Source organism: Streptomyces sp. NPDC029139, assembly GCF_055564335.1.
On record NZ_JBVHWN010000015.1, the window covers coordinates 67,757 to 87,644 of the forward strand.

Annotated in this window: 19 protein-coding genes; 18 read left to right on the top strand and 1 reads right to left on the bottom strand. The window is 71.2% G+C overall.

What is annotated here, in order from left to right:
- Window positions 1-5 precede the first annotated feature (5 nt).
- The 11 genes from ruvX to nusB all read left to right on the top strand — a co-directional run bounded on the left by ruvX (window position 6) and on the right by nusB (window position 9,807).
- Window positions 6-470 (top strand): Holliday junction resolvase RuvX, encoded by a 465-nt coding sequence (gene ruvX / locus ACZ4VW_RS27515; RefSeq protein ID WP_355112071.1) that lies wholly within the window; start codon window positions 6-8, stop codon window positions 468-470.
- A gap of 101 nt (window positions 471-571) precedes the next feature.
- Window positions 572-2,359 (top strand): endolytic transglycosylase MltG, encoded by a 1,788-nt coding sequence (mltG, locus tag ACZ4VW_RS27520; protein ID WP_467966930.1) that lies wholly within the window; start codon window positions 572-574, stop codon window positions 2,357-2,359.
- A complete protein-coding gene (locus ACZ4VW_RS27525; RefSeq protein WP_467966932.1) occupies window positions 2,356-3,186 on the top strand; it encodes a shikimate dehydrogenase in 831 nt (276 codons plus the stop codon). Before mltG ends, ACZ4VW_RS27525 begins: the two co-directional genes overlap by 4 nt.
- A 171-nt stretch (window positions 3,187-3,357) precedes the next feature.
- Window positions 3,358-4,542 (top strand): chorismate synthase, encoded by a 1,185-nt coding sequence (aroC, locus tag ACZ4VW_RS27530; protein WP_467966934.1) that lies wholly within the window; start codon window positions 3,358-3,360, stop codon window positions 4,540-4,542.
- Window positions 4,543-4,571: 29 nt separating this feature from the next.
- Window positions 4,572-5,057: a shikimate kinase gene (locus ACZ4VW_RS27535; RefSeq protein ID WP_467967084.1), complete on the top strand. Its 486-nt coding sequence runs from the start codon at window positions 4,572-4,574 to the stop codon at window positions 5,055-5,057.
- A complete protein-coding gene (aroB, locus tag ACZ4VW_RS27540) occupies window positions 5,054-6,148 on the top strand; it encodes a 3-dehydroquinate synthase (RefSeq protein ID WP_158985430.1) in 1,095 nt (364 codons plus the stop codon). Before ACZ4VW_RS27535 ends, aroB begins: the two co-directional genes overlap by 4 nt.
- Entirely contained in the window at window positions 6,145-6,591 is a 447-nt protein-coding gene (gene aroQ / locus ACZ4VW_RS27545) for a type II 3-dehydroquinate dehydratase (protein ID WP_467966937.1), read from the top strand. The genes aroB and aroQ overlap by 4 nt, the downstream gene beginning before the upstream one ends.
- A gap of 109 nt (window positions 6,592-6,700) precedes the next feature.
- A complete protein-coding gene (locus ACZ4VW_RS27550) occupies window positions 6,701-7,573 on the top strand; it encodes a Pro-rich N-terminal domain-containing protein (RefSeq protein ID WP_467966939.1) in 873 nt (290 codons plus the stop codon).
- Window positions 7,574-7,651: 78 nt separating this feature from the next.
- Window positions 7,652-8,758, top strand: a complete 1,107-nt coding sequence (locus ACZ4VW_RS27555; RefSeq protein WP_467966941.1) for an aminopeptidase P family protein — start codon at window positions 7,652-7,654, stop codon at window positions 8,756-8,758.
- Between the two features lie 48 nt (window positions 8,759-8,806).
- On the top strand, window positions 8,807-9,373 hold the full coding sequence (efp, locus tag ACZ4VW_RS27560; RefSeq protein WP_362371482.1) for an elongation factor P: 567 nt from the start codon (window positions 8,807-8,809) through the stop codon (window positions 9,371-9,373).
- Window positions 9,374-9,375: 2 nt separating this feature from the next.
- Window positions 9,376-9,807, top strand: coding sequence for a transcription antitermination factor NusB (gene nusB, locus ACZ4VW_RS27565; protein ID WP_467966943.1), 432 nt, complete (start codon window positions 9,376-9,378; stop codon window positions 9,805-9,807).
- A gap of 156 nt (window positions 9,808-9,963) precedes the next feature.
- On the opposite strand, the gene bldD is transcribed toward nusB, so the two are convergent.
- A complete protein-coding gene (gene bldD, locus ACZ4VW_RS27570; protein ID WP_017242229.1) occupies window positions 9,964-10,464 on the bottom strand; it encodes a transcriptional regulator BldD in 501 nt (166 codons plus the stop codon).
- Between the two features lie 254 nt (window positions 10,465-10,718).
- Between bldD and pyrR the strand changes: the two genes are divergently transcribed.
- The 7 genes from pyrR to ACZ4VW_RS27605 all read left to right on the top strand — a co-directional run bounded on the left by pyrR (window position 10,719) and on the right by ACZ4VW_RS27605 (window position 19,857).
- Window positions 10,719-11,282 carry a bifunctional pyr operon transcriptional regulator/uracil phosphoribosyltransferase PyrR gene (gene pyrR, locus ACZ4VW_RS27575; RefSeq protein ID WP_467966946.1) on the top strand — a complete coding sequence of 188 codons (564 nt, stop codon included), beginning with the start codon at window positions 10,719-10,721 and terminating at the stop codon, window positions 11,280-11,282.
- 124 nt (window positions 11,283-11,406) lie between these two features.
- Window positions 11,407-12,381, top strand: a complete 975-nt coding sequence (locus tag ACZ4VW_RS27580) for an aspartate carbamoyltransferase catalytic subunit (RefSeq protein WP_467966948.1) — start codon at window positions 11,407-11,409, stop codon at window positions 12,379-12,381.
- A gap of 5 nt (window positions 12,382-12,386) precedes the next feature.
- Window positions 12,387-13,673 carry a dihydroorotase gene (locus ACZ4VW_RS27585; protein ID WP_467966950.1) on the top strand — a complete coding sequence of 429 codons (1,287 nt, stop codon included), beginning with the start codon at window positions 12,387-12,389 and terminating at the stop codon, window positions 13,671-13,673.
- Window positions 13,670-14,251: a PH-like domain-containing protein gene (locus tag ACZ4VW_RS27590; protein WP_467966952.1), complete on the top strand. Its 582-nt coding sequence runs from the start codon at window positions 13,670-13,672 to the stop codon at window positions 14,249-14,251. Before ACZ4VW_RS27585 ends, ACZ4VW_RS27590 begins: the two co-directional genes overlap by 4 nt.
- Window positions 14,248-15,387 (top strand): glutamine-hydrolyzing carbamoyl-phosphate synthase small subunit, encoded by a 1,140-nt coding sequence (gene carA / locus ACZ4VW_RS27595; protein ID WP_467966954.1) that lies wholly within the window; start codon window positions 14,248-14,250, stop codon window positions 15,385-15,387. The genes ACZ4VW_RS27590 and carA overlap by 4 nt, the downstream gene beginning before the upstream one ends.
- Window positions 15,380-18,688 carry a carbamoyl-phosphate synthase large subunit gene (carB, locus tag ACZ4VW_RS27600; RefSeq protein WP_467966956.1) on the top strand — a complete coding sequence of 1,103 codons (3,309 nt, stop codon included), beginning with the start codon at window positions 15,380-15,382 and terminating at the stop codon, window positions 18,686-18,688. Before carA ends, carB begins: the two co-directional genes overlap by 8 nt.
- A gap of 56 nt (window positions 18,689-18,744) precedes the next feature.
- Window positions 18,745-19,857 carry a quinone-dependent dihydroorotate dehydrogenase gene (locus ACZ4VW_RS27605; RefSeq protein ID WP_467966958.1) on the top strand — a complete coding sequence of 371 codons (1,113 nt, stop codon included), beginning with the start codon at window positions 18,745-18,747 and terminating at the stop codon, window positions 19,855-19,857.
- Window positions 19,858-19,888: the final 31 nt, after the last annotated feature.

A 19,888-nucleotide genomic window follows, 5' to 3' on the forward strand; every position in this document is an offset into this window, starting at 1 on the left:
GGACGATGCGCCGTGGCCGTCGCCTCGCGATCGACGTCGGGGACGCCCGGATCGGGGTCGCCTCGTGCGACCCGGACGGGGTCCTCGCGACGCCGGTGGAGACCGTGCCGGGGCGTGACGTCCCGGCCGCCCACCGGCGGCTGAGGCAGATCGTCGAGGAGTACGAACCGATCGAGGTCGTCGTGGGCCTGCCCCGCTCGCTCAGCGGGCGGGAGGGGCCCGCGGCGACCAAGGTCCGGGCCTTCGCGCGGGAGATGGCGAAGGGGATCGCCCCGGTGCCGGTGCGTCTGGTCGACGAGCGGATGACGACGGTGACGGCAACGCAGGGCCTGCGGGCCTCGGGGGTGAAGGCGAAGAAGGGGCGGTCCGTCATCGATCAGGCCGCCGCTGTGATCATCCTTCAGGCTGCTCTTGAGTCCGAACGGGTATCAGGTAATCCGCCCGGCGAGGGCGTCGAAGTGGTCATCTGATCGCGATACGGTAACGTTCCGCGCGATGCGGCGGTGTTCGAACAGCTGCCGCACAACGTAGAGGCGGATCGTCCGGACGCCTCGCGGCTGTTTGGGGATCGATGACTGAGTATGGCCGGAGCCCCGGCTCCGAACCGTGGCATCCCGCGGACCCGTTGTACGGGGAGCAGGGATGGGGAGGCCAGCAGCAGTACCCGCAGCAGGCGCAGCACGGCCAGGACCAGTACGCGCAGGACCAGTACGGGCAGGAGCAGTACGGCCAGGGCCAGTACGGCCAGGAGCAGTACGGGCAGGCGTCCTACGGTCAGGAGCAGTACGGCCAGGGCGGTCAGCAGGGCTACGACCCTCAGTACCAGCAGCCTGAGCAGCCGCGTCAGCAGCAGCCCCAGCAGTACAACGATCCGCAGTACAACGACCCGCAGTACGGTGGCCGGCAGGGGTACCAGCAGCAGGGTTACGACACGCCCGGGTACCCCGCACAGCAGTACGACACGGGCTGGGAGACGGGTCAGGCGGCCATGCCGTACGGCGCGACTCCCGCCGATCCGTACGGCGGCCAGAACCCCGATCTCTACCGCACGCCCGAGGCGTACCCGCCGCCGCAGCCCCCGGGCCGGCGGCAGGGCCCGCCGGAGCCGGTGACCGACTGGGAGGCGGAGGCCGCGGAGGAGGAGCGGCACCCCTTCTTCACCGGCGAGGACGGGGATGCCGACGACGACCGCGACGACGACCCCTCCGAGGGCCGCTCGTCGCGCGGCGGCGGTCGTGACCGCCGCGGTGGCGGCGGCAAGAAGAGTGGCAAGAAGAAGAGCAGGAACGGCGTCGCCTGTCTGGTCGTCGCGCTCGTCCTCGCGGGCGGCGTCGGCGGCATCGGTTACTTCGGCTACCAGTTCTGGCAGGGACAGTTCGGTGCCTCGCCCGACTACACGGGTGAGGGCAGCGGTGAGGTCCAGGTCGAGATCCCCAGGGCCGCCGGCGGCTACGAGATCGGCAACATCCTGAAGAAGGCCGGGGTCGTCGCGAGCGTCGACGCCTTCGTCTCGGCGCAGCAGAAGCACCCGAAGGGCCTGTCGATCCAGGCCGGCGTGTACACGCTGAAGAAAGAGATGTCGGCCGAGAGCGCGGTCGCGCTGATGCTGAGCCCGGCGAGCCAGGCCAACTTCGTCATCCCCGAGGGCAAGCGGAACACCTGGGTCTACGAGCAGATCGACAAGAAGCTCGAGCTCAAGACGGGCACGACGCAGGACATCGCCAAGGCGAAGGCGAACGACCTCGGGCTCCCGGACTGGGCGAAGAACCAGAAGGACGTGCAGGACCCGCTGGAGGGCTTCCTCTTCCCGGCGAGCTACCCGGTGGCCAAGGACAACAAGCCGGAGGACGTGCTGCGCAGGATGGTCTCGCGCGCGAACCAGGAGTACGGCAAGCACGACTTCCAGGCCGAGGCGTCCAAGCTCGGACTCGACTCCCCCCTGGAGTTGCTCACGGTCGCGAGCCTCGTGCAGGCCGAGGGCAAGCACAAGCAGGACTTCGACAAGGTCTCGCGCGTCGTCTACAACCGGCTCAAGCCCGACAACAGGGAGACGTACGGCCTGCTCGACTTCGACTCCACGGTCAACTACGCCAAGGGTCAGAGCACGCTCGACATCGGCTCGGTGGACAAGCTGCGCCAGTTCAAGAACCCGTACAACACGTACTACATCAAGGGCCTGCCGCCCGGTCCGATCGGCAACCCGGGCCTCGAGGCGCTCAAATCGGCGATCAACCCGACGCCCGGTCCCTGGTACTACTTCGTGTCCGTCACCGAGGACGAGACCCTGTTCGCGGAGACGAACGAGGAGCACGAGCGGAACCGGCAGAAGTACGAGGAAGCACGGAAGTCCGGACAGTGAGCAACCCGTCGCGCGCGGCCGTCCTCGGCTCGCCCATCGCCCACTCGCTCTCGCCCGTCCTGCACCGGGCGGCCTATGAGGCGCTCGGCCTCGACACCTGGACGTACGAGCGCTTCGAGGTCGACGAGGCCGCTCTTCCCGGCTTCGTCGCCGGACTCGACGGCTCCTGGCGCGGGCTGTCGCTGACCATGCCGCTCAAGCGGGCGGTCATCCCGTTGCTCGACGAGATCAGCGACACGGCCGCCTCCGTCGAGGCCGTGAACACGGTCGTCCTCACCGAGGACGGCCGCCGGGTCGGCGACAACACCGACATCCCTGGCTTCGTCGCGGCCCTGCGGGAGCGGGGCGTCGACACGGTGGAGTCCGCGGCGATCCTCGGCGCCGGTGCCACCGCGTCCTCGGCGCTCGCCGCGCTGGCCAGGATCTGCGACGGCCCCGTCACCGCGTACGTACGGAGCGAGGCGCGGGCCGAGGAGATGCGGGGCTGGGGCGAACGGCTCGGCGTGGACGTCCGTACGGAGGACTGGGGGAGCGCGGCCGAGGCGTTCGCTTCCCCGCTGGTGATCGCGACCACCCCCGCCGGTGCGGCCGACGCCCTGGCGCCGGACGTCCCCGGCGCTCCCGGCACCCTCTTCGACGTGCTCTACCACCCCTGGCCGACCCCGCTCGCCGGAGCCTGGTCCGCCCGGGGCGGCACGGTCCTCGGCGGCCTCGACCTCCTGGTCCACCAGGCGGTCCTCCAGGTCGAACAGATGACCGGCCGCGCCCCGGCGCCGCTCGCCGTGATGCGCGAGGCGGGCGAGAAGGCCCTCGCCTCCGCCGCCTAGTCACGGCCGGGGGCCGAAGGCCGGGAACTGACATATTCGCCGGATGCATCGTCCGATAACTGGACCTGAAGCGGGATCCGCCGCCGGACGTGGGAGGATCGACGACGGCGGGCCAGGGCCGCGCACCTGGCCGCGCCACAGCAGTTCTGGGCGCGAGCATGAGGAGCATCGTTGAGCAGGTTGCGCTGGCTGACCGCCGGAGAGTCCCACGGACCCGCGCTGGTCGCGACGCTGGAGGGCCTTCCCGCCGGCGTCCCGGTCACCACGGAGCTCGTGGCCGACCACCTCGCGCGGCGGCGCCTCGGCTATGGGCGCGGGGCGCGCATGAAGTTCGAGCAGGACGAGATCACCTTCCTGGGTGGCGTCCGGCACGGGCTCTCCCTCGGCTCCCCGATCGCCGTGATGGTCGGCAACACCGAGTGGCCCAAGTGGGAGAAGGTCATGTCGGCCGACCCGGTCGACCCCGCGGAGCTCAAGGAGACGGGCCGCAACGCCCCCCTGACCCGGCCCCGCCCCGGACACGCCGACCTCGCCGGCATGCAGAAGTACGGCTTCGACGAGGCCCGGCCGATCCTCGAGCGCGCCAGCGCCCGCGAGACCGCCGCCCGCGTCGCCCTCGGCGCCGTCGCCCGGTCCTTCCTCAAGGAGGCCGCCGGGATCGAGATCGTCTCCCACGTGGTGGAGCTGGCGGCCGCCAAGGCCCCGTACGGCGTCTACCCCACCCCCGCCGACGTCGAGAAGCTCGACGCCGACCCCGTGCGCTGCCTGGACGCCGACGCCTCGAAGGCGATGGTCGCGGAGATCGACCAGGCCCACAAGGACGGCGACACCCTCGGCGGAGTGGTCGAGGTCCTGGCGTACGGCGTGCCCGTCGGCCTCGGCTCCCACGTCCACTGGGACCGCCGTCTGGACGCGCGGCTCGCCGCCGCGCTCATGGGCATCCAGGCCATCAAGGGCGTCGAGGTCGGCGACGGCTTCGACCTCGCCCGCGTCCCCGGCTCGAAGGCGCACGACGAGATCGTGAAGACGGAGGACGGCATCAGGCGCACCTCCGGCCGCTCCGGCGGCACCGAGGGCGGCCTCACCACCGGTGAGCTGCTCCGGGTCCGCGCCGCGATGAAGCCGATCGCCACCGTGCCGCGCGCGCTGGCCACGGTCGACGTCGTCACCGGCGAGGCCACGCAGGCCCACCACCAGCGCTCCGACGTCTGTGCCGTCCCCGCCGCCGGCATCGTCGCCGAGGCCATGGTCGCGCTCGTCCTCGCGGACGCCGTCGTCGAGAAGTTCGGCGGCGACAGCGTCCCGGAGACCCGCCGCAACGTCCGGTCGTACCTCGACAACCTCCAGATCCGGTGACCGGACCCCTGGTCGTCCTGGTCGGGCCGATGGGCTCCGGCAAGTCCACGGTGGGCGCGATCCTGGCCGAGCTGCTGGGCGCGCCCTACCGGGACACCGACGCCGACATCGTCGCCGCGCAGGGCCGTGAGATCGCTGACATCTTCATCGAGGACGGCGAGGAGCACTTCCGTGCCCTGGAGCGGGAGGCCGTGCGGACCGCGGTCGCCCAGCACGAGGGCGTCCTCGCCCTCGGCGGCGGCGCGATCCTCGACGCCGGCACCCGCGAGCTGCTCAGCGGGCTGCCCGTCGCCTATCTCTCGATGGACGTCGAGGAGGCGGTCCGCCGCGTCGGCCTGAACACCGCGCGGCCGCTGCTCGCCGTCAACCCGCGCCGCCAGTGGCGCGAGCTGATGGAGGCACGCCGCCACCTCTACACCGAAGTCGCCCGGGTCGTCGTCGCCACCGACGACCGCACCCCCGAAGAGGTCGCGAGCGCGGTCCTCGACGCACTGGAGCTGAAGAAGGACGTATGACGGACCACGAAGTGACCCGTATCCAGGTCGGCGGCTCGGCGGGCACGGATCCGTACGAGGTGCTGGTCGGACGGCAGCTGCTCGCCGAGCTGCCCGCCCTGATCGGCAACCGCGCCAAGCGCGTGGCCGTGATCCACCCCGAGGCGCTCGCCGAGACGGGCGAGGCCCTGCGGGCCGACCTCGCCGACCAGGGCTTCGAGGCCGTGGCCATCCAGGTGCCCAACGCCGAGGAGGCCAAGACCGCCGAGGTCGCGGCGTACTGCTGGAAGGCGCTCGGCCAGACCGGCTTCACCCGCACCGACGTCATCGTCGGCGTCGGCGGCGGCTCCACGACCGACCTGGCGGGCTTCGTGGCCGCCACCTGGCTGCGCGGCGTGCGCTGGATCGCCGTACCGACCACCGTCCTCGGCATGGTCGACGCGGCCGTCGGCGGCAAGACGGGCATCAACACCGCCGAGGGCAAGAACCTCGTGGGCGCCTTCCACCCGCCCGCCGGGGTGCTCTGCGACCTGGCCGCGCTGGACTCGCTGCCCGTCAACGACTACGTCAGCGGCATGGCGGAGATCATCAAGGCCGGCTTCATCGCCGACCCGGTGATCCTCGACCTGGTGGAGGCCGACCCCCAGGGCGCGCGTACGCCCGAGGGGCCGCACACCGCCGAGCTGATCGTCCGCTCGATCAGGGTCAAGGCCGAGGTCGTCTCCGGCGACCTCAAGGAGTCCGGCCTGCGGGAGATCCTCAACTACGGCCACACGCTGGCCCACGCCATCGAGAAGAACGAGCGCTACAAGTGGCGCCACGGCGCCGCCGTGTCGGTCGGCATGGTCTTCGCCGCCGAGCTCGGCCGGCTCGCGGGCCGGCTCGACGACGCCACCGCCGACCGCCACCGTACGGTCCTGGAGTCCGTCGGCCTGCCGCTCACCTACCGCGGCGACCAGTGGCCCAAGCTCCTGGAGACCATGAAGGTGGACAAGAAGTCCCGCGGCGACCTGCTGCGCTTCATCGTCCTCGACGGGCTCGCCAAGCCGACTGTCCTCGAAGGCCCCGACCCGGCGGTGCTCGTGGCGGCCTACGGCGAGGTGTCCGCGTGAGCGACCTCCGTCCCGTCCTCGTGCTGAACGGCCCGAACCTCGGCCGTCTGGGCTCGCGCGAGCCCGACATCTACGGCGCCACCTCCTACAAGGGCCTGGTGGAGTCCTGCCGGTCCCTCGGCGCCGAGCTGGGTTTCGACGTGGACGTGCGGGAGACCAACGACGAGGGCGAGATGATCCGCTGGCTGCACGAGGCCGCGGACCGTTCGATTCCGGTCGTTCTCAACCCCGGAGCGTTCACGCACTACTCGTACGGGATGCGCGACGCGGCCGCCCAGCGGACCGCGCCGCTGATCGAGGTGCACATCTCCAACCCGTACACCCGGGAGGAGTTCCGGCACACCTCGGTCGTCGCCGCCGTCGCGACGGGGACGGTGGCCGGATTCGGGATCGGCTCCTACCGGCTGGCCCTGCGGGCGCTGGCCGAGGAACTGACGGACTGAAGGATCGCGCCACAGGGCACTCCTCACCGCCCCCGGCCGTTCCCCCTGTGGGGGCCGGGGGCGGTAACGTTCCTGGAAGTATCGGCCGTACGAGACGGAGTGGCACCGGATGCAGCACGCAGTGGGGGCTCCGTTGCCACCACCCGAATCCTCGGGATGGCCGCAGGGCGCCGGGCGACCGACCATGGCGCACGGCGGGCACCAGGCCCCGCACCCGCACCCCGCCCCGCCGCAGGCCCCGCGCCCTGCCCCGCCCGCCCCGCCGCTGGCGCACCTCCCCGCCGCGCCCCATGCTCCCGGCTGGACCGGAGGCATGCCGCAGCATCCCGGGCAGCCCGTGCAGGCGCCGCGCGACACCACCGGACACGTCCAGCTGCCTCCGGTCCCCGTGCCCGGCCCGCCCGCCGCCGAGCCCGGCACCGGCACGGCGACCCTCGCCGTCCTGCTGATCGGCCCGGCGGGCGCGGGCAAGACGACCGTCGCCCGCCACTGGGCCCAGCGCCGCCGCGTGCCCACCGCGCACATCAGCCTGGACGACGTCCGCGAGTGGGTGTGTTCCGGCTTCGCCGACCCGCAGTCCGGGTGGAACGAACACTCGGAGGCCCAGTACCGCCTCGCCCGCCGGACCTGCGGCTTCGCGGCCCGCAACTTCCTCGCCAACGGCATCTCGTGCATCCTCGACGACGCCGTCTTCCCCGACCGGCCCGTCGTCGGCCTCGGCGGCTGGAAGCGGCACGTCGGCCCCGGCCTGCTTCCGGTCGTCCTCCTGCCCGGCCTGGAGATCGTCCTGGAGCGCAACGCCGAGCGCAGCGGAAACCGGCGCCTCTCCGACGAGGAGGTCGCCTCCATCCACGGACGGATGGCCGGCTGGTACGGCTCCGGCCTGCCGATCATCGACAACTCCAAGTACGACGTCGAGACCACCGCCCGGGTCCTCGACGAGGTCCTGGCCCGGTCCATAGCGAGCCCGCCCGCCTGGTGACGGCCCGATACGGCCGGTCATGGCCCGGTCGGCCGCGCTGAGCAGGCCGGGGCGGCCCGCCGCTCGTAGGCTCGGAACATGTCAGAGGTGTATGCGGACCGACGAATGCGGCTGCGCGACCGGTGCGCGGCCGTCGGCAGCCCGGCGGCCCTGGTCTCCCGCCCCGCCAACGTCCGCTATCTGGCGGGCGGTTCACCCCCGGGTGCCGTGCTGCTGCTCGCTCCGGACGGGGACGTACTGCTCTGTCCCACCGCTCCCGGCGGCGATCCGGCCGACGGGCGGCTGGACGAGCTGCTCCGGCAGGACGTGCTGCCCGCGGCCGGCGGCGATCCGGCCGTCGCGGCCGTCGACTTCGCCCGGAAGGCGGGCGCGCACTCCCTCGCCGTCGAGGAGCACCATCTGACCGTCGCCCGCCACCGGGCCATGGCCTCGATCGCCCCGCAGCTCCGGCTCGCGGATCTCGGCGCAGCCGTCGAGCAGCTGAGGCTCGTGAAGGACGAGGACGAGATCGCCTGTCTGCGGATCGCGGCCGAGATCGCCGACCAGGCGCTGGGGGAGCTGCTGGAGTCCATCCTGGTCGGGCGGACCGAACGGCATCTCGCCCTGGAGCTGGAGCGCCGACTCGTCGACCACGGCGCGGACGGCGCCGCCTTTCCGACCTCCGTGGCCACCGGCCCGAACTCCGGCCGGCGAGGTCACCGGCCCTCCGACCGCCGTGTCGAGGAGGGAGATTTCCTCTCCGTCTGCCTCGGCGCCAACTACCGGGGCTATCGCTGCGAGATCGGCCGTACGTTCGTCATCGGCACCACCCCCGCGGACTGGCAGATCGAGCTGTACGACCTCGTCTTCGCCGCTCAGAGGGCGGGCCGGGAGTCCCTGGTGCCCGGTGCCGAGTACCGTGACGTGGACCGCGCCGCCCGGCACATCCTGGACGCCGCGGGTCACGGCGAGGCCGTCCCGCTCCTCACGGGGCACGGTGTCGGCCTGGAAATCGACGAGGACCCGCAGCTCGCACCCTCCGCCATGGGTAAACTGGACGCTTGTGTGCCGGTCACCGTCGAACCGGGGGTCCACCTCCCGGGCCGGGGCGGAGTCCGGATCGATGACACGCTCGTCGTGCGCCAGGAGGCGGACGGCGGACCCGAGCTACTCACCATTACGACCAAGGAGCTGCTCGCGCTGTAAGGCGCGTACGCCTCCCTGGTCCACGTCAGTCCAGGAGATTCCGCAACCGTGGCTTCCACGAACGACCTCAAGAACGGCATGGTGCTCAAGCTCGAAGGCGGCCAGCTCTGGTCCGTCGTCGAGTTCCAGCACGTCAAGCCCGGCAAGGGCCCCGCCTTCGTGCGCACCAAGCTCAAGAACGTGCTGTCCGGCAAGGTCGTCGACAAGACCTTCAACGCCGGTGTGAAGGTCGAGACGGCCACCATCGACCGCCGCGACATGCAGTTCTCGTACATGGACGGCGACTACTTCGTCTTCATGGACATGCAGACCTACGACCAGCTGATGGTCGAGCGCAAGGCCGTCGGCGACGCCGCCAACTTCCTGATCGAGGGCTTCACCGCCTCCGTGGCCCAGCACGAGGGCGAGGTGCTCTACGTCGAGCTGCCGGCCGCCGTCGAGCTGACCATCCAGCACACGGACCCGGGCGTCCAGGGCGACCGCTCCACCGGTGGCACCAAGCCCGCCACGCTGGAGACCGGCCACGAGATCCAGGTCCCGCTCTTCATCACCACCGGTGAGAAGATCAAGGTCGACACCCGCACCAGTGACTACCTCGGCCGGGTGAACAGCTAACCGTGGCTGCTCGGAGCAAGGCCCGTAAGCGCGCCTTCCAGATCCTCTTCGAGGCCGACCAGCGCGGTGCGTCCGTGCAGGAGGTCCTCGCGGACTGGGTCCGGCACGCCCGGTCCGACGACCGTCAGCCGCCGGTCAACGAGTTCACGATGCAGCTGGTCGAGGGGTACGCGGGTCACGCGAACCGGATCGACGAGCTCATCGCCACCTACGCGGTGGACTGGGACCTGGACCGGATGCCGGCCGCCGACCGGAACATCGTCCGCCTCGGCGCGTACGAACTGATCTGGGCCGACGAGACGCCGGACGCCGTGGCGATCGACGAGGCGGTGCAGCTCGCCAAGGAGTTCTCCACCGACGAGTCCCCGACGTTCGTCAACGGCCTCCTGGGGCGCTTCAAGGACTTGAAGCCGCGCCTTCGCCGGGACGCCTGAACCCGCCCCCGGCAGACGAAGGGGCCCGCAGCACATGGTGCTGCGGGCCCCTTCGCCGTGTTCCCGCCGCTCTCGCGGCCGGCCCATGACCTACGAAGACCGCCGGGGTGGGGAAGGCCCTCAGGCCCGTCCCCACCCCGGCGGCAACGTTTCTGCTCAGTTGTCCTCGTGGGCGACCGCACGGCGCGCGTCCGCGTCCAGCACGCCCCAGCTGATCAGCTGCTCGGTCAGCACCGAGGGCGACTGGTCGTAGATGACGGCGAGCGTGCGCAGGTCGTCCTGGCGGATCGACAGCACCTTGCCGTTGTAGTCGCCGCGCTGCGACTGGATCGTCGCCGCGTAGCGCTGCAGCGGGCCGGCCTTCTCCTGCGGGACGTGGGCCAGGCGCTCGAGGTCGAGAACGAGCTTCGGCGGCGGCTCGGCGGCCCCGCCGGGGGTCGTGCCGGGCAGGAGCTCCTGCACCGGAACGCCGTAGAAGTCCGCCAGCTCGGCGAGGCGCTGCACCGTCACGGCGCGGTCACCGCGCTCGTACGAGCCGACCACGACGGCCTTCCAGCGGCCCTGGGACTTCTCCTCCACACCGTGGAGGGAAAGGCCCTGCTGGGTGCGGATGGCACGGAGCTTGGCCCCGAGCTGCTTTGCGTATTCGCTGGACATATAGCTCCCCGGACGCTGGACGCTGTGGACAACGTGCGGCTCCGCCGCGTGGCTGGTAACTCACTGTGAGGTTACGCAGCGTTACTCTTTCCCGTCAAGCCGAATGGTCCATACCGCCCCCTCCCGGGGGACGGCGCCCGGAGTGGCGGCAGGGTGGTGAGCAGGGCGGTCGCCCGCCCCTGGTAGAGTCGGTGGCGCAATTCCGACGTCCTTTAAGGTCCGTCCCGTGAGGCGGAGAAGGAGGTCCGTTTCATATGGACGCCCAGCAGCACACCGATGCCGCACGCCCTGTTCTCGAGGGTCCGGACATCGCGCGGGTACTGACCCGTATCGCCCACGAGATCGTCGAGCGCGCCAAGGGCGCCGACGACGTGGTCCTCCTCGGCATTCCCACGCGTGGCGTCTTCCTCGCCCGCCGGCTGGCCGACAAGCTCGCCGACATCACCGGACGCACCATCCCGGTCGGCTCCCTCGACATCACCATGTACCGCGACGACCTGCGGATGAAGCCCGCGCGCGCCATCGGCCGCACCGAGATCCCCGGTGACGGCATCGACGACCGCCTGGTCGTCCTCGTGGACGACGTGCTCTTCTCCGGCCGTACGATCCGGGCCGCGCTCGACGCGCTCGGCGACATCGGCCGCCCCCGCGCCGTCCAGCTCGCGGTCCTCGTCGACCGCGGCCACCGCGAACTCCCGATCCGCGCCGACTACGTCGGCAAGAACCTCCCCACGTCGCTGCGGGAGACGGTCAAGGTCCAGCTCGCCGAGGAGGACGGTCGCGACACCGTGCTGCTCGGCAGCAAGCCCGCCTCCTAGCCGGAGCCGGCCGGACCGGCTTCCCGACGGGTCCAGGGCACGCCCCTGCGCGCCCGCACGCCCGAAGGGCCCTCCGGGGGACACCCCCCGACCCCCGACCTCCCCACCACGGAGAGACACCCCGATGATGCGTCACCTCATCTCGGCCGCCGACCTCACCCGCGACGACGCCGTCCTCATCCTCGACACCGCCGAGGAGATGGCCCGGGTGGCCGACCGGCCGATCAAGAAGCTGCCCACCCTGCGCGGCCGAACGATCTGCAACCTGTTCTTCGAGGACTCCACCCGTACGCGGATCTCCTTCGAGGCGGCCGAGAAGCGCCTCTCCGCCGACGTGATCAACTTCGCGGCCAAGGGCTCCAGCGTCTCCAAGGGCGAGTCGCTCAAGGACACGGCCCAGACCCTGGAGGCGATGGGCGTCGACGCCGTCGTCATCCGCCACAGCGCCTCCGGCGCCCCCTACCGGCTCGCCACCTCCGGCTGGATCGACGCCCCCGTCATCAACGCCGGAGACGGCACCCACCAGCACCCCACCCAGGCCCTCCTGGACGCCTTCACCATGCGCCGCCGGCTCGTCGGCCGCGACGCCGGCCTCGGCCAAGACCTCGCCGGCAAGCGCATCACCCTCGTCGGCGACGTCCTGCACAGCCGGGTCGCCCGCTCCAACGTCGACCTGCTGCGGACCCTCGGCGCCGAGGTCACCCTGGTGGCCCCGCCCACCCTGGTCCCGGTCGGCGTCGAGACCTGGCCCTGCGCCGTCAGCTACGACCTGGACAGCGTGCTGCCGAAGTCCGACGCGGTCATGATGCTGCGTGTGCAGCGCGAGCGGATGAACGCGGCCTTCTTCCCCACCGAGCGCGAGTACTCGCGGCGGTACGGGCTCGACGGCCACCGGATGGCGAAGATGCCCGAGCACGCCATCGTCATGCACCCCGGCCCCATGGTCCGCGGCATGGAGATCACCGCCGAGGTCGCCGACTCCGACCGCTGCACGGTCGTCGAGCAGGTCTCCAACGGCGTCTCCATCCGGATGGCCGTCCTGTACCTGCTGCTCGGCGGCAACGAGTCCGACACCCACCCCCGTACCGAGGAGAAGTAAGAACCATGAGCAAGATCCTTATCCGCGGTGCGAAGGTGCTGGGCGGCGAGCCCCAGGACGTCCTGATCGACGGCGAGACCATCGCCGAGGTCGGTACGGGCCTGTCGGCCGAGGGCGCGACGGTGATCGAGGCCGAGGGCCGGATCCTGCTGCCCGGCCTGGTCGACCTCCACACCCACCTGCGCGAGCCCGGCCGCGAGGACTCCGAGACCGTCCTCACCGGCACCCGCGCGGCCGCCTCCGGCGGCTACACCGCCGTCTTCGCCATGGCCAACACCTTCCCGGTCGCCGACACCGCCGGCGTCGTCGAGCAGGTCTACCGGCTCGGCAAGCAGTCCGGCTACTGCGACGTGCAGCCCATCGGCGCCGTCACCGTCGGTCTGGAGGGCAAGAAGCTCGCCGAACTCGGCGCCATGCACGACTCCGCCGCCGGCGTCACCGTCTTCTCCGACGACGGCAAGTGCGTCGACGACGCCGTGATGATGCGCCGCGCGCTGGAGTACGTGAAGGCCTTCGGCGGCGTCGTCGCCCAGCACGCCCAGGAGCCCCGCCTCACCGAGGGCGCCCAGATGAACGAGGGCGTCGTCTCCGCCGAACTGGGCCTCGGCGGCTGGCCCGCCGTCGCCGAGGAGTCGATCATCGCCCGCGACGTGCTCCTCGCCGAGCACGTCGGCTCCCGCGTCCACATCTGCCACCTCTCCACGGCCGGCTCGGTCGAGATCGTCCGCTGGGCCAAGTCCCGGGGCATCGACGTCACCGCCGAGGTCACCCCGCACCACCTCCTCCTCACCGACGAGCTGGTCCGGAGCTACAACCCGGTCTACAAGGTCAACCCGCCGCTGCGCACCGAGCGTGACGTGATGGCGCTCCGCGAGGCCCTGGCCGACGGCACCATCGACATCGTCGCCACCGACCACGCCCCGCACCCGCACGAGGACAAGGACTGCGAGTGGGCCGCGGCCGCCATGGGCATGGTCGGCCTGGAGACGGCGCTCTCCGTCGTCCAGCAGACGATGGTCGAGACGGGACTGCTCGACTGGGCCGGCGTCGCCGACCGGATGTCCTTCAAGCCCGCGCGGATCGGGCAGGCCACCGGGCACGGACGCCCCGTCTCGGCAGGTGAGCCCGCGAACCTCACGCTGGTCGATCCGGCATACCGTGGTCTCGTGGACCCCGCGGGCTTCGCCTCCCGCAGCCGTAACACCCCCTACGAGGGCCGCGAGCTGCCGGGTCGCGTCACCCACACCTTCCTGCGGGGCCGGGCAACGGTCGTGGACGGGAATCTGGCGTGACACCTGCACTCATCACTCTGGCCGCCGAGCAGAAGTCGGCCGAGGTCACCGACTGGGCCGGACGGCTCGGCTGGGTGGCCGGACTCCTGCTCTTCGTCGCCTTGGTCTACTGGCTGATGCGCCAGGGATGGAAGTGGCGCGGCAGCCTCCAGTCGGACCTGCCGGAGCTTCCGGGAATGCCGGAGGCGCCGGGCGAGGCGAGACTGACTCTGAGCGGGCGCTACCACGGGTCCACGACCGCCGGGCAGTGGCTCGACCGGATCGTGGCCCACGGCCTCGGCGCCCGCAGCCGGGCCGAGCTCACCCTGACCGACGCGGGCCTGGAGGTCGTACGCCCCGGGGCGACCGACTTCTTCGTCCCCGCCGCCGCCCTGCGCGAGGCCCGGCTCGACAAGGGCATCGCCGGCAAGGTCCTGGCCGAGGGCGGGCTGCTCGTCGTCACCTGGGCACACGGCGACAAGCTCCTCGACTCCGGCTTCCGCTCCGACCGGGCGGCCGAGCACGCCGCCTGGGTCGAAGCCATCAACACCATGACCACGACGCATCACGCAAGCACGACGGAAGGCACCGCACGATGACGACCTCCACAAGGGGAGCCAAGGCTCCCGCCGTACTCGTCCTGGAGGACGGCCGCATCTTCCGCGGCCGCGCCTACGGGGCCGTGGGGGAGACCTTCGGCGAGGCCGTGTTCTCCACCGGCATGACCGGCTACCAGGAAACCCTCACCGACCCGTCGTACCACCGGCAGGTCGTCGTGATGACCGCCCCGCACGTCGGCAACACCGGCGTCAACGACGAGGACCCCGAGTCGGCGAAGATCTGGGTCGCCGGCTACGTCGTCCGCGACCCCGCGCGCGTCTCCTCCAACTGGCGCGCCCGGCGCTCGCTCGACGAGGAGCTCGCCGCCCAGGGCGTCGTCGGCATCTCCGGCATCGACACCCGCGCCCTCACCCGCCACCTGCGCGAGCGCGGCGCCATGCGGGTCGGCATCTTCTCCGGCGACGCGCTGACGGACGACGCCGCCCTCCTCGCCAAGGTGCAGGAAGTCCCGCAGATGAAGGGCGCGGACCTCGCCGCCGAGGTCGCCACCAAGGAGACGTACGTCGTCCCCGCCATCGGCGAGAAGAAGTTCACCGTCGCCGCCGTAGACCTCGGCATCAAGGGCATGACCCCGCACCGGATGGCCGAGCGCGGCATCGAGGTGCACGTACTGCCCGCCACCGCCACCGTCGAGGACGTGTACGCGGTCCAGCCCGACGGCGTGTTCTTCTCCAACGGCCCGGGCGACCCGGCCACCGCCGACGGCCCCGTCTCCGTCATGCAGGGCGTGCTCGCCCGCAGGACGCCGCTCTTCGGCATCTGCTTCGGCAACCAGATCCTGGGCCGCGCGCTCGGCTTCGGCACCTACAAGCTGAAGTACGGCCACCGCGGCATCAACCAGCCGGTGCAGGACCGTACGACCGGCAAGGTCGAGGTCACCGCGCACAACCACGGCTTCGCCGTCGACGCGCCCCTCGACAAGGTCTCCGACACCCCCTACGGCCGCGCCGAGGTCTCCCACGTCTGCCTGAACGACCAGGTCGTCGAGGGCCTCCAGCTGCTCGACCAGCCGGCCTTCAGCGTCCAGTACCACCCCGAGGCGGCCGCGGGCCCGCACGACGCCGCGTACCTCTTCGACCGTTTCGTATCCCTGATGGAGGCCGAGCGTGCCTAAGCGCACCGATATCCAGTCCGTCCTGGTCATCGGCTCCGGCCCGATCGTCATCGGCCAGGCAGCCGAGTTCGACTACTCCGGCACCCAGGCCTGCCGCATCCTCAAGGCCGAGGGCCTGCGGGTCATCCTGGTCAACTCCAACCCGGCGACGATCATGACCGACCCGGAGATCGCCGACGCCACCTACGTCGAGCCGATCACCCCCGAGTTCGTCGAGAAGATCATCGCCAAGGAGCGCCCCGACGCGCTGCTCCCCACCCTGGGCGGCCAGACCGCGCTCAACACCGCGATCTCCATGCACGAGCAGGGTGTGCTGGAGAAGTACGGCGTCGAGCTCATCGGCGCCAACGTCGAGGCCATCCACAAGGGCGAGGACCGCGACCTCTTCAAGGGAGTCGTCGAGGCCGTCAAGGCCAAGATCGGTTACGGCGAGTCCGCCCGCTCGGTCATCTGCCACTCCATGGAGGACGTCCTCCAGGGCGTCGAGACGCTCGGCGGCTACCCCGTCGTCGTCCGTCCCTCCTTCACCATGGGCGGCGCCGGTTCCGGCTTCGCCCACGACGAGGACGAGCTGCGCCGCATCGCCGGCCAGGGCCTGACGCTGTCTCCCACCACCGAGGTGCTCCTGGAGGAGTCCATCCTCGGCTGGAAGGAGTACGAGCTGGAGCTGATGCGCGACAAGAACGACAACGTCGTGGTCGTCTGCTCCATCGAGAACTTCGACCCGATGGGCGTCCACACCGGTGACTCGATCACCGTCGCCCCGGCGATGACCCTCACCGACCGCGAGTACCAGCGGCTGCGCGACATCGGCATCGCGATCATCCGCGAGGTCGGCGTCGACACCGGCGGCTGCAACATCCAGTTCGCGGTCAACCCCGACGACGGCCGGATCATCGTCATCGAGATGAACCCCCGCGTCTCCCGGTCCTCGGCGCTCGCCTCCAAGGCCACCGGCTTCCCGATCGCCAAGATCGCGGCCCGTCTCGCCGTCGGCTACACGCTGGACGAGATCCCCAACGACATCACCGAGAAGACCCCGGCGTCCTTCGAGCCCACGCTCGACTACGTCGTGGTCAAGGCGCCCCGCTTCGCCTTCGAGAAGTTCCCCTCCGCCGACTCCACGCTGACCACGACCATGAAGTCGGTCGGCGAGGCCATGGCCATCGGCCGGAACTTCACCGAGGCGCTGCAGAAGGCCCTGCGCTCCCTGGAGAAGAAGGGCAGCCAGTTCGCCTTCACCGGCGAGCCCGGTGACAAGGACGAGCTGCTGCGCGAGGCGGTGCGCCCCACCGACGGCCGCATCAACACCGTCATGCAGGCCATCCGCGCCGGCGCCACCCCGCAGGAGGTCTTCGACGCCACGAAGATCGACCCGTGGTTCGTCGACCAGATGTTCCTGATCAAGGAGATCGCCGACGAGCTGGCCGCCGCCGACAAGCTCGACCCCGAGATCCTCGCCGAGGCCAAGCGCCACGGCTTCTCCGACGCCCAGATCGCCGAGATCCGGGGCTTGCGCGAGGACGTCGTCCGCGAGGTCCGGCACGCCCTCGGTGTCCGCCCGGTCTACAAGACGGTCGACACCTGCGCCGCCGAGTTCGCCGCGAAGACGCCGTACTTCTACTCCTCGTACGACGAGGAGAGCGAGGTCGCCCCGCGCGAGAAGCCCGCGGTGATCATCCTCGGCTCCGGACCGAACCGCATCGGCCAGGGCATCGAGTTCGACTACTCCTGCGTCCACGCCTCCTTCGCGCTCAGCGACGCCGGCTACGAGACCGTGATGGTCAACTGCAACCCGGAGACCGTCTCCACGGACTACGACACCTCCGACCGCCTCTACTTCGAGCCGCTGACGCTCGAGGACGTGCTGGAGATCGTCCACGCCGAGACCCTCGCCGGACCCGTCGCCGGCGTCGTCGTCCAGCTCGGCGGCCAGACCCCGCTGGGCCTGTCCCAGGCGCTCAAGGACAACGGCGTGACGGTCGTCGGCACCTCGCCCGAGGCCATCCACGCCGCCGAGGACCGCGGCGCCTTCGGCCAGGTCCTCGCCGAGGCCGGTCTGCCCGCCCCCAAGCACGGCACCGCGACCACCTTCGCCGGCGCCAAGGCCATCGCCGACGAGATCGGCTACCCCGTCCTCGTACGCCCCTCGTACGTGCTCGGCGGCCGCGGCATGGAGATCGTCTACGACGAGGCGCGCCTGGAGAAGTACATCGCCGAGTCCACCGAGATCAGCCCCACCCGGCCGGTCCTGGTCGACCGCTTCCTCGACGACGCGATCGAGATCGACGTCGACGCCCTCTACGACGGCACCGAGCTCTACCTCGGCGGCGTCATGGAGCACATCGAGGAGGCCGGTATCCACTCCGGCGACTCGGCCTGCGCCCTGCCCCCGATCACGCTCGGCGGCTTCGACATCAAGCGCCTGCGCGCCTCCACCGAGGCGATCGCCAAGGGCGTAGGCGTCCGCGGACTGATCAACATCCAGTTCGCCATGGCCGGCGACATCCTCTACGTGCTGGAGGCGAACCCCCGCGCCTCGCGGACCGTCCCCTTCACCTCGAAGGCGACCGCCGTGCCGCTCGCGAAGGCCGCGGCCCGCATCTCGCTCGGCGCCACCATCGCCGAGCTGCGCGAGGAGGGCCTGCTGCCGAGGAACGGCGACGGCGGCACCCTGCCGCTCGACGCGCCGATCTCCGTCAAGGAGGCCGTGATGCCGTGGAGCCGCTTCCGCGACATCCAGGGACGCGGTGTCGACACCGTCCTCGGCCCGGAGATGCGCTCCACCGGCGAGGTCATGGGCATCGACTCGGTCTTCGGCACGGCGTACGCCAAGTCCCAGGCCGGCGCCTATGGCCCGCTGCCCACCAAGGGCCGCGCGTTCGTCTCCGTCGCCAACCGCGACAAGCGCTCGATGATCTTCCCGGCGCGCGAGCTGGTCGCCCACGGCTTCGAACTGCTCGCCACCTCCGGCACCGCCGAGGTCCTCAAGCGCAACGGCATCAACGCCACCGTCGTGCGCAAGCTCAGCGAGGGCGAGGGTCCGGGCGGGGAGAAGACGATCGTCCAGCTGATCCACGACGGTCAGGTCGATCTCATCGTCAACACCCCCTACGGCACCGGTGGCCGCCTCGACGGCTACGAGATCCGTACGGCGGCGGTCTCGCGCGGCGTCCCGTGCCTCACCACGGTCCAGGCGCTCGCCGCGGCCGTCCAGGGCATCGACGCGCTCACCCACGGCGACGTGGGCGTCCGCTCGCTCCAGGAACACGCGGCGCATCTGACCGCGGCCCGCGACTAGCAGCCCGACGAGGGGGACACCGGAAACGGTGTCCCCCTCTTGGTGAGGACACCTCCATGTACAAGTTCTTCTTCCACCTGGTCTTCAAGCGGATGGACCCGGAGGAGGCCCACTACCTGGCCTTCCGCTGGATCCGCCTCGCCGCCCGCATCCCCGTCCTGCGCACCTTCGTCGCCGCGGTCCTCGCGCCCCGGTACGAGGAGTTGCGCACCGAGGCGCTCGGCCTGCGCATGCACGGCCCCTTCGGGCTCGCGGCCGGCTTCGACAAGAACGCCGTCGCCATCGACGGGATGTCCATGCTCGGCTTCGACCACGTCGAGATCGGCACGGTCACCGGCGAGGCCCAGCCCGGCAACCCCAAGAAGCGGCTCTTCAGGCTGGTCCCGGACCGCGCCCTGATCAACCGCATGGGGTTCAACAACGAGGGCTCCGCGGCCGTCGCCGCCCGTCTCCACGCGCGCGTGCCGGTCTTCAGGACCGTCGTCGGCGTCAACATCGGCAAGACCAAGGTCGTCCCGGAGGCCGAGGCCGCCGCCGACTACGTGAAGTCCACCGAGCGCCTCGCCGCGCACGCCGACTACCTCGTCGTCAACGTCTCCTCCCCGAACACCCCGGGGCTGCGCAACCTCCAGGCCACCGAGTCCCTCCGCCCCCTGCTCACGGCGGTACGGGAGGCGGCCGACCGGACGGTCACCGACCGCCGCGTCCCGCTCCTGGTCAAGATCGCCCCGGACCTGGCGGACGAGGACGTCGACGCGGTCGCCGACCTCGCCCTGGAGCTCGGCCTCGACGGCATCATCGCCACCAACACGACCATCGCGCGCGAGGGCCTCGGCCTGACCTCCGACCCCGCGCTGGTCAAGGAGACCGGCGGGCTGTCCGGCGCGCCCGTCAAGGACCGCTCCCTGGCCGTGCTCAAGCGCCTCTACGCGCGCGTGGGGGACCGAATGGTCCTCGTGGGCGTCGGCGGCATCGAGAACGCCGAGGACGCCTGGCAGCGCATCCTGGCCGGCGCCACGCTGATCCAGGGCTACAGCGCCTTCATCTACGAGGGCCCGTTCTACGCCCGCGCCATCCACAAGGGCCTCGCCGCGCGCCTGGCGGCCTCCCCGTACGCCACCCTCGCCGAGGCGGTGGGCAGCGGGGCCGCCGAGAACCGCACGGCCTGACCGTCCCCCGCCGGCGGCCCCACAGGCCGCC

Bases quoted from the DNA above. Each gene is read 5' to 3' on its own strand.
- ruvX (WP_355112071.1), top strand. From the start codon at position 6: ATGCGCCGTGGCCGTCGCCTCGCGATCGACGTCGGGGACGCCCGGATC.
- mltG (WP_467966930.1), top strand. From the start codon at position 572: ATGACTGAGTATGGCCGGAGCCCCGGCTCCGAACCGTGGCATCCCGCG.
- ACZ4VW_RS27535 (WP_467967084.1), top strand. From the start codon at position 4,572: ATGGGCTCCGGCAAGTCCACGGTGGGCGCGATCCTGGCCGAGCTGCTG.
- aroB (WP_158985430.1), top strand. From the start codon at position 5,054: ATGACGGACCACGAAGTGACCCGTATCCAGGTCGGCGGCTCGGCGGGC.
- ACZ4VW_RS27550 (WP_467966939.1), top strand. From the start codon at position 6,701: ATGCAGCACGCAGTGGGGGCTCCGTTGCCACCACCCGAATCCTCGGGA.
- ACZ4VW_RS27555 (WP_467966941.1), top strand. From the start codon at position 7,652: ATGTCAGAGGTGTATGCGGACCGACGAATGCGGCTGCGCGACCGGTGC.
- bldD (WP_017242229.1), bottom strand. From the start codon at position 10,464: ATGTCCAGCGAATACGCAAAGCAGCTCGGGGCCAAGCTCCGTGCCATC.
- pyrR (WP_467966946.1), top strand. From the start codon at position 10,719: ATGGACGCCCAGCAGCACACCGATGCCGCACGCCCTGTTCTCGAGGGT.
- ACZ4VW_RS27580 (WP_467966948.1), top strand. From the start codon at position 11,407: ATGATGCGTCACCTCATCTCGGCCGCCGACCTCACCCGCGACGACGCC.
- ACZ4VW_RS27585 (WP_467966950.1), top strand. From the start codon at position 12,387: ATGAGCAAGATCCTTATCCGCGGTGCGAAGGTGCTGGGCGGCGAGCCC.
- carA (WP_467966954.1), top strand. From the start codon at position 14,248: ATGACGACCTCCACAAGGGGAGCCAAGGCTCCCGCCGTACTCGTCCTG.
- ACZ4VW_RS27605 (WP_467966958.1), top strand. From the start codon at position 18,745: ATGTACAAGTTCTTCTTCCACCTGGTCTTCAAGCGGATGGACCCGGAG.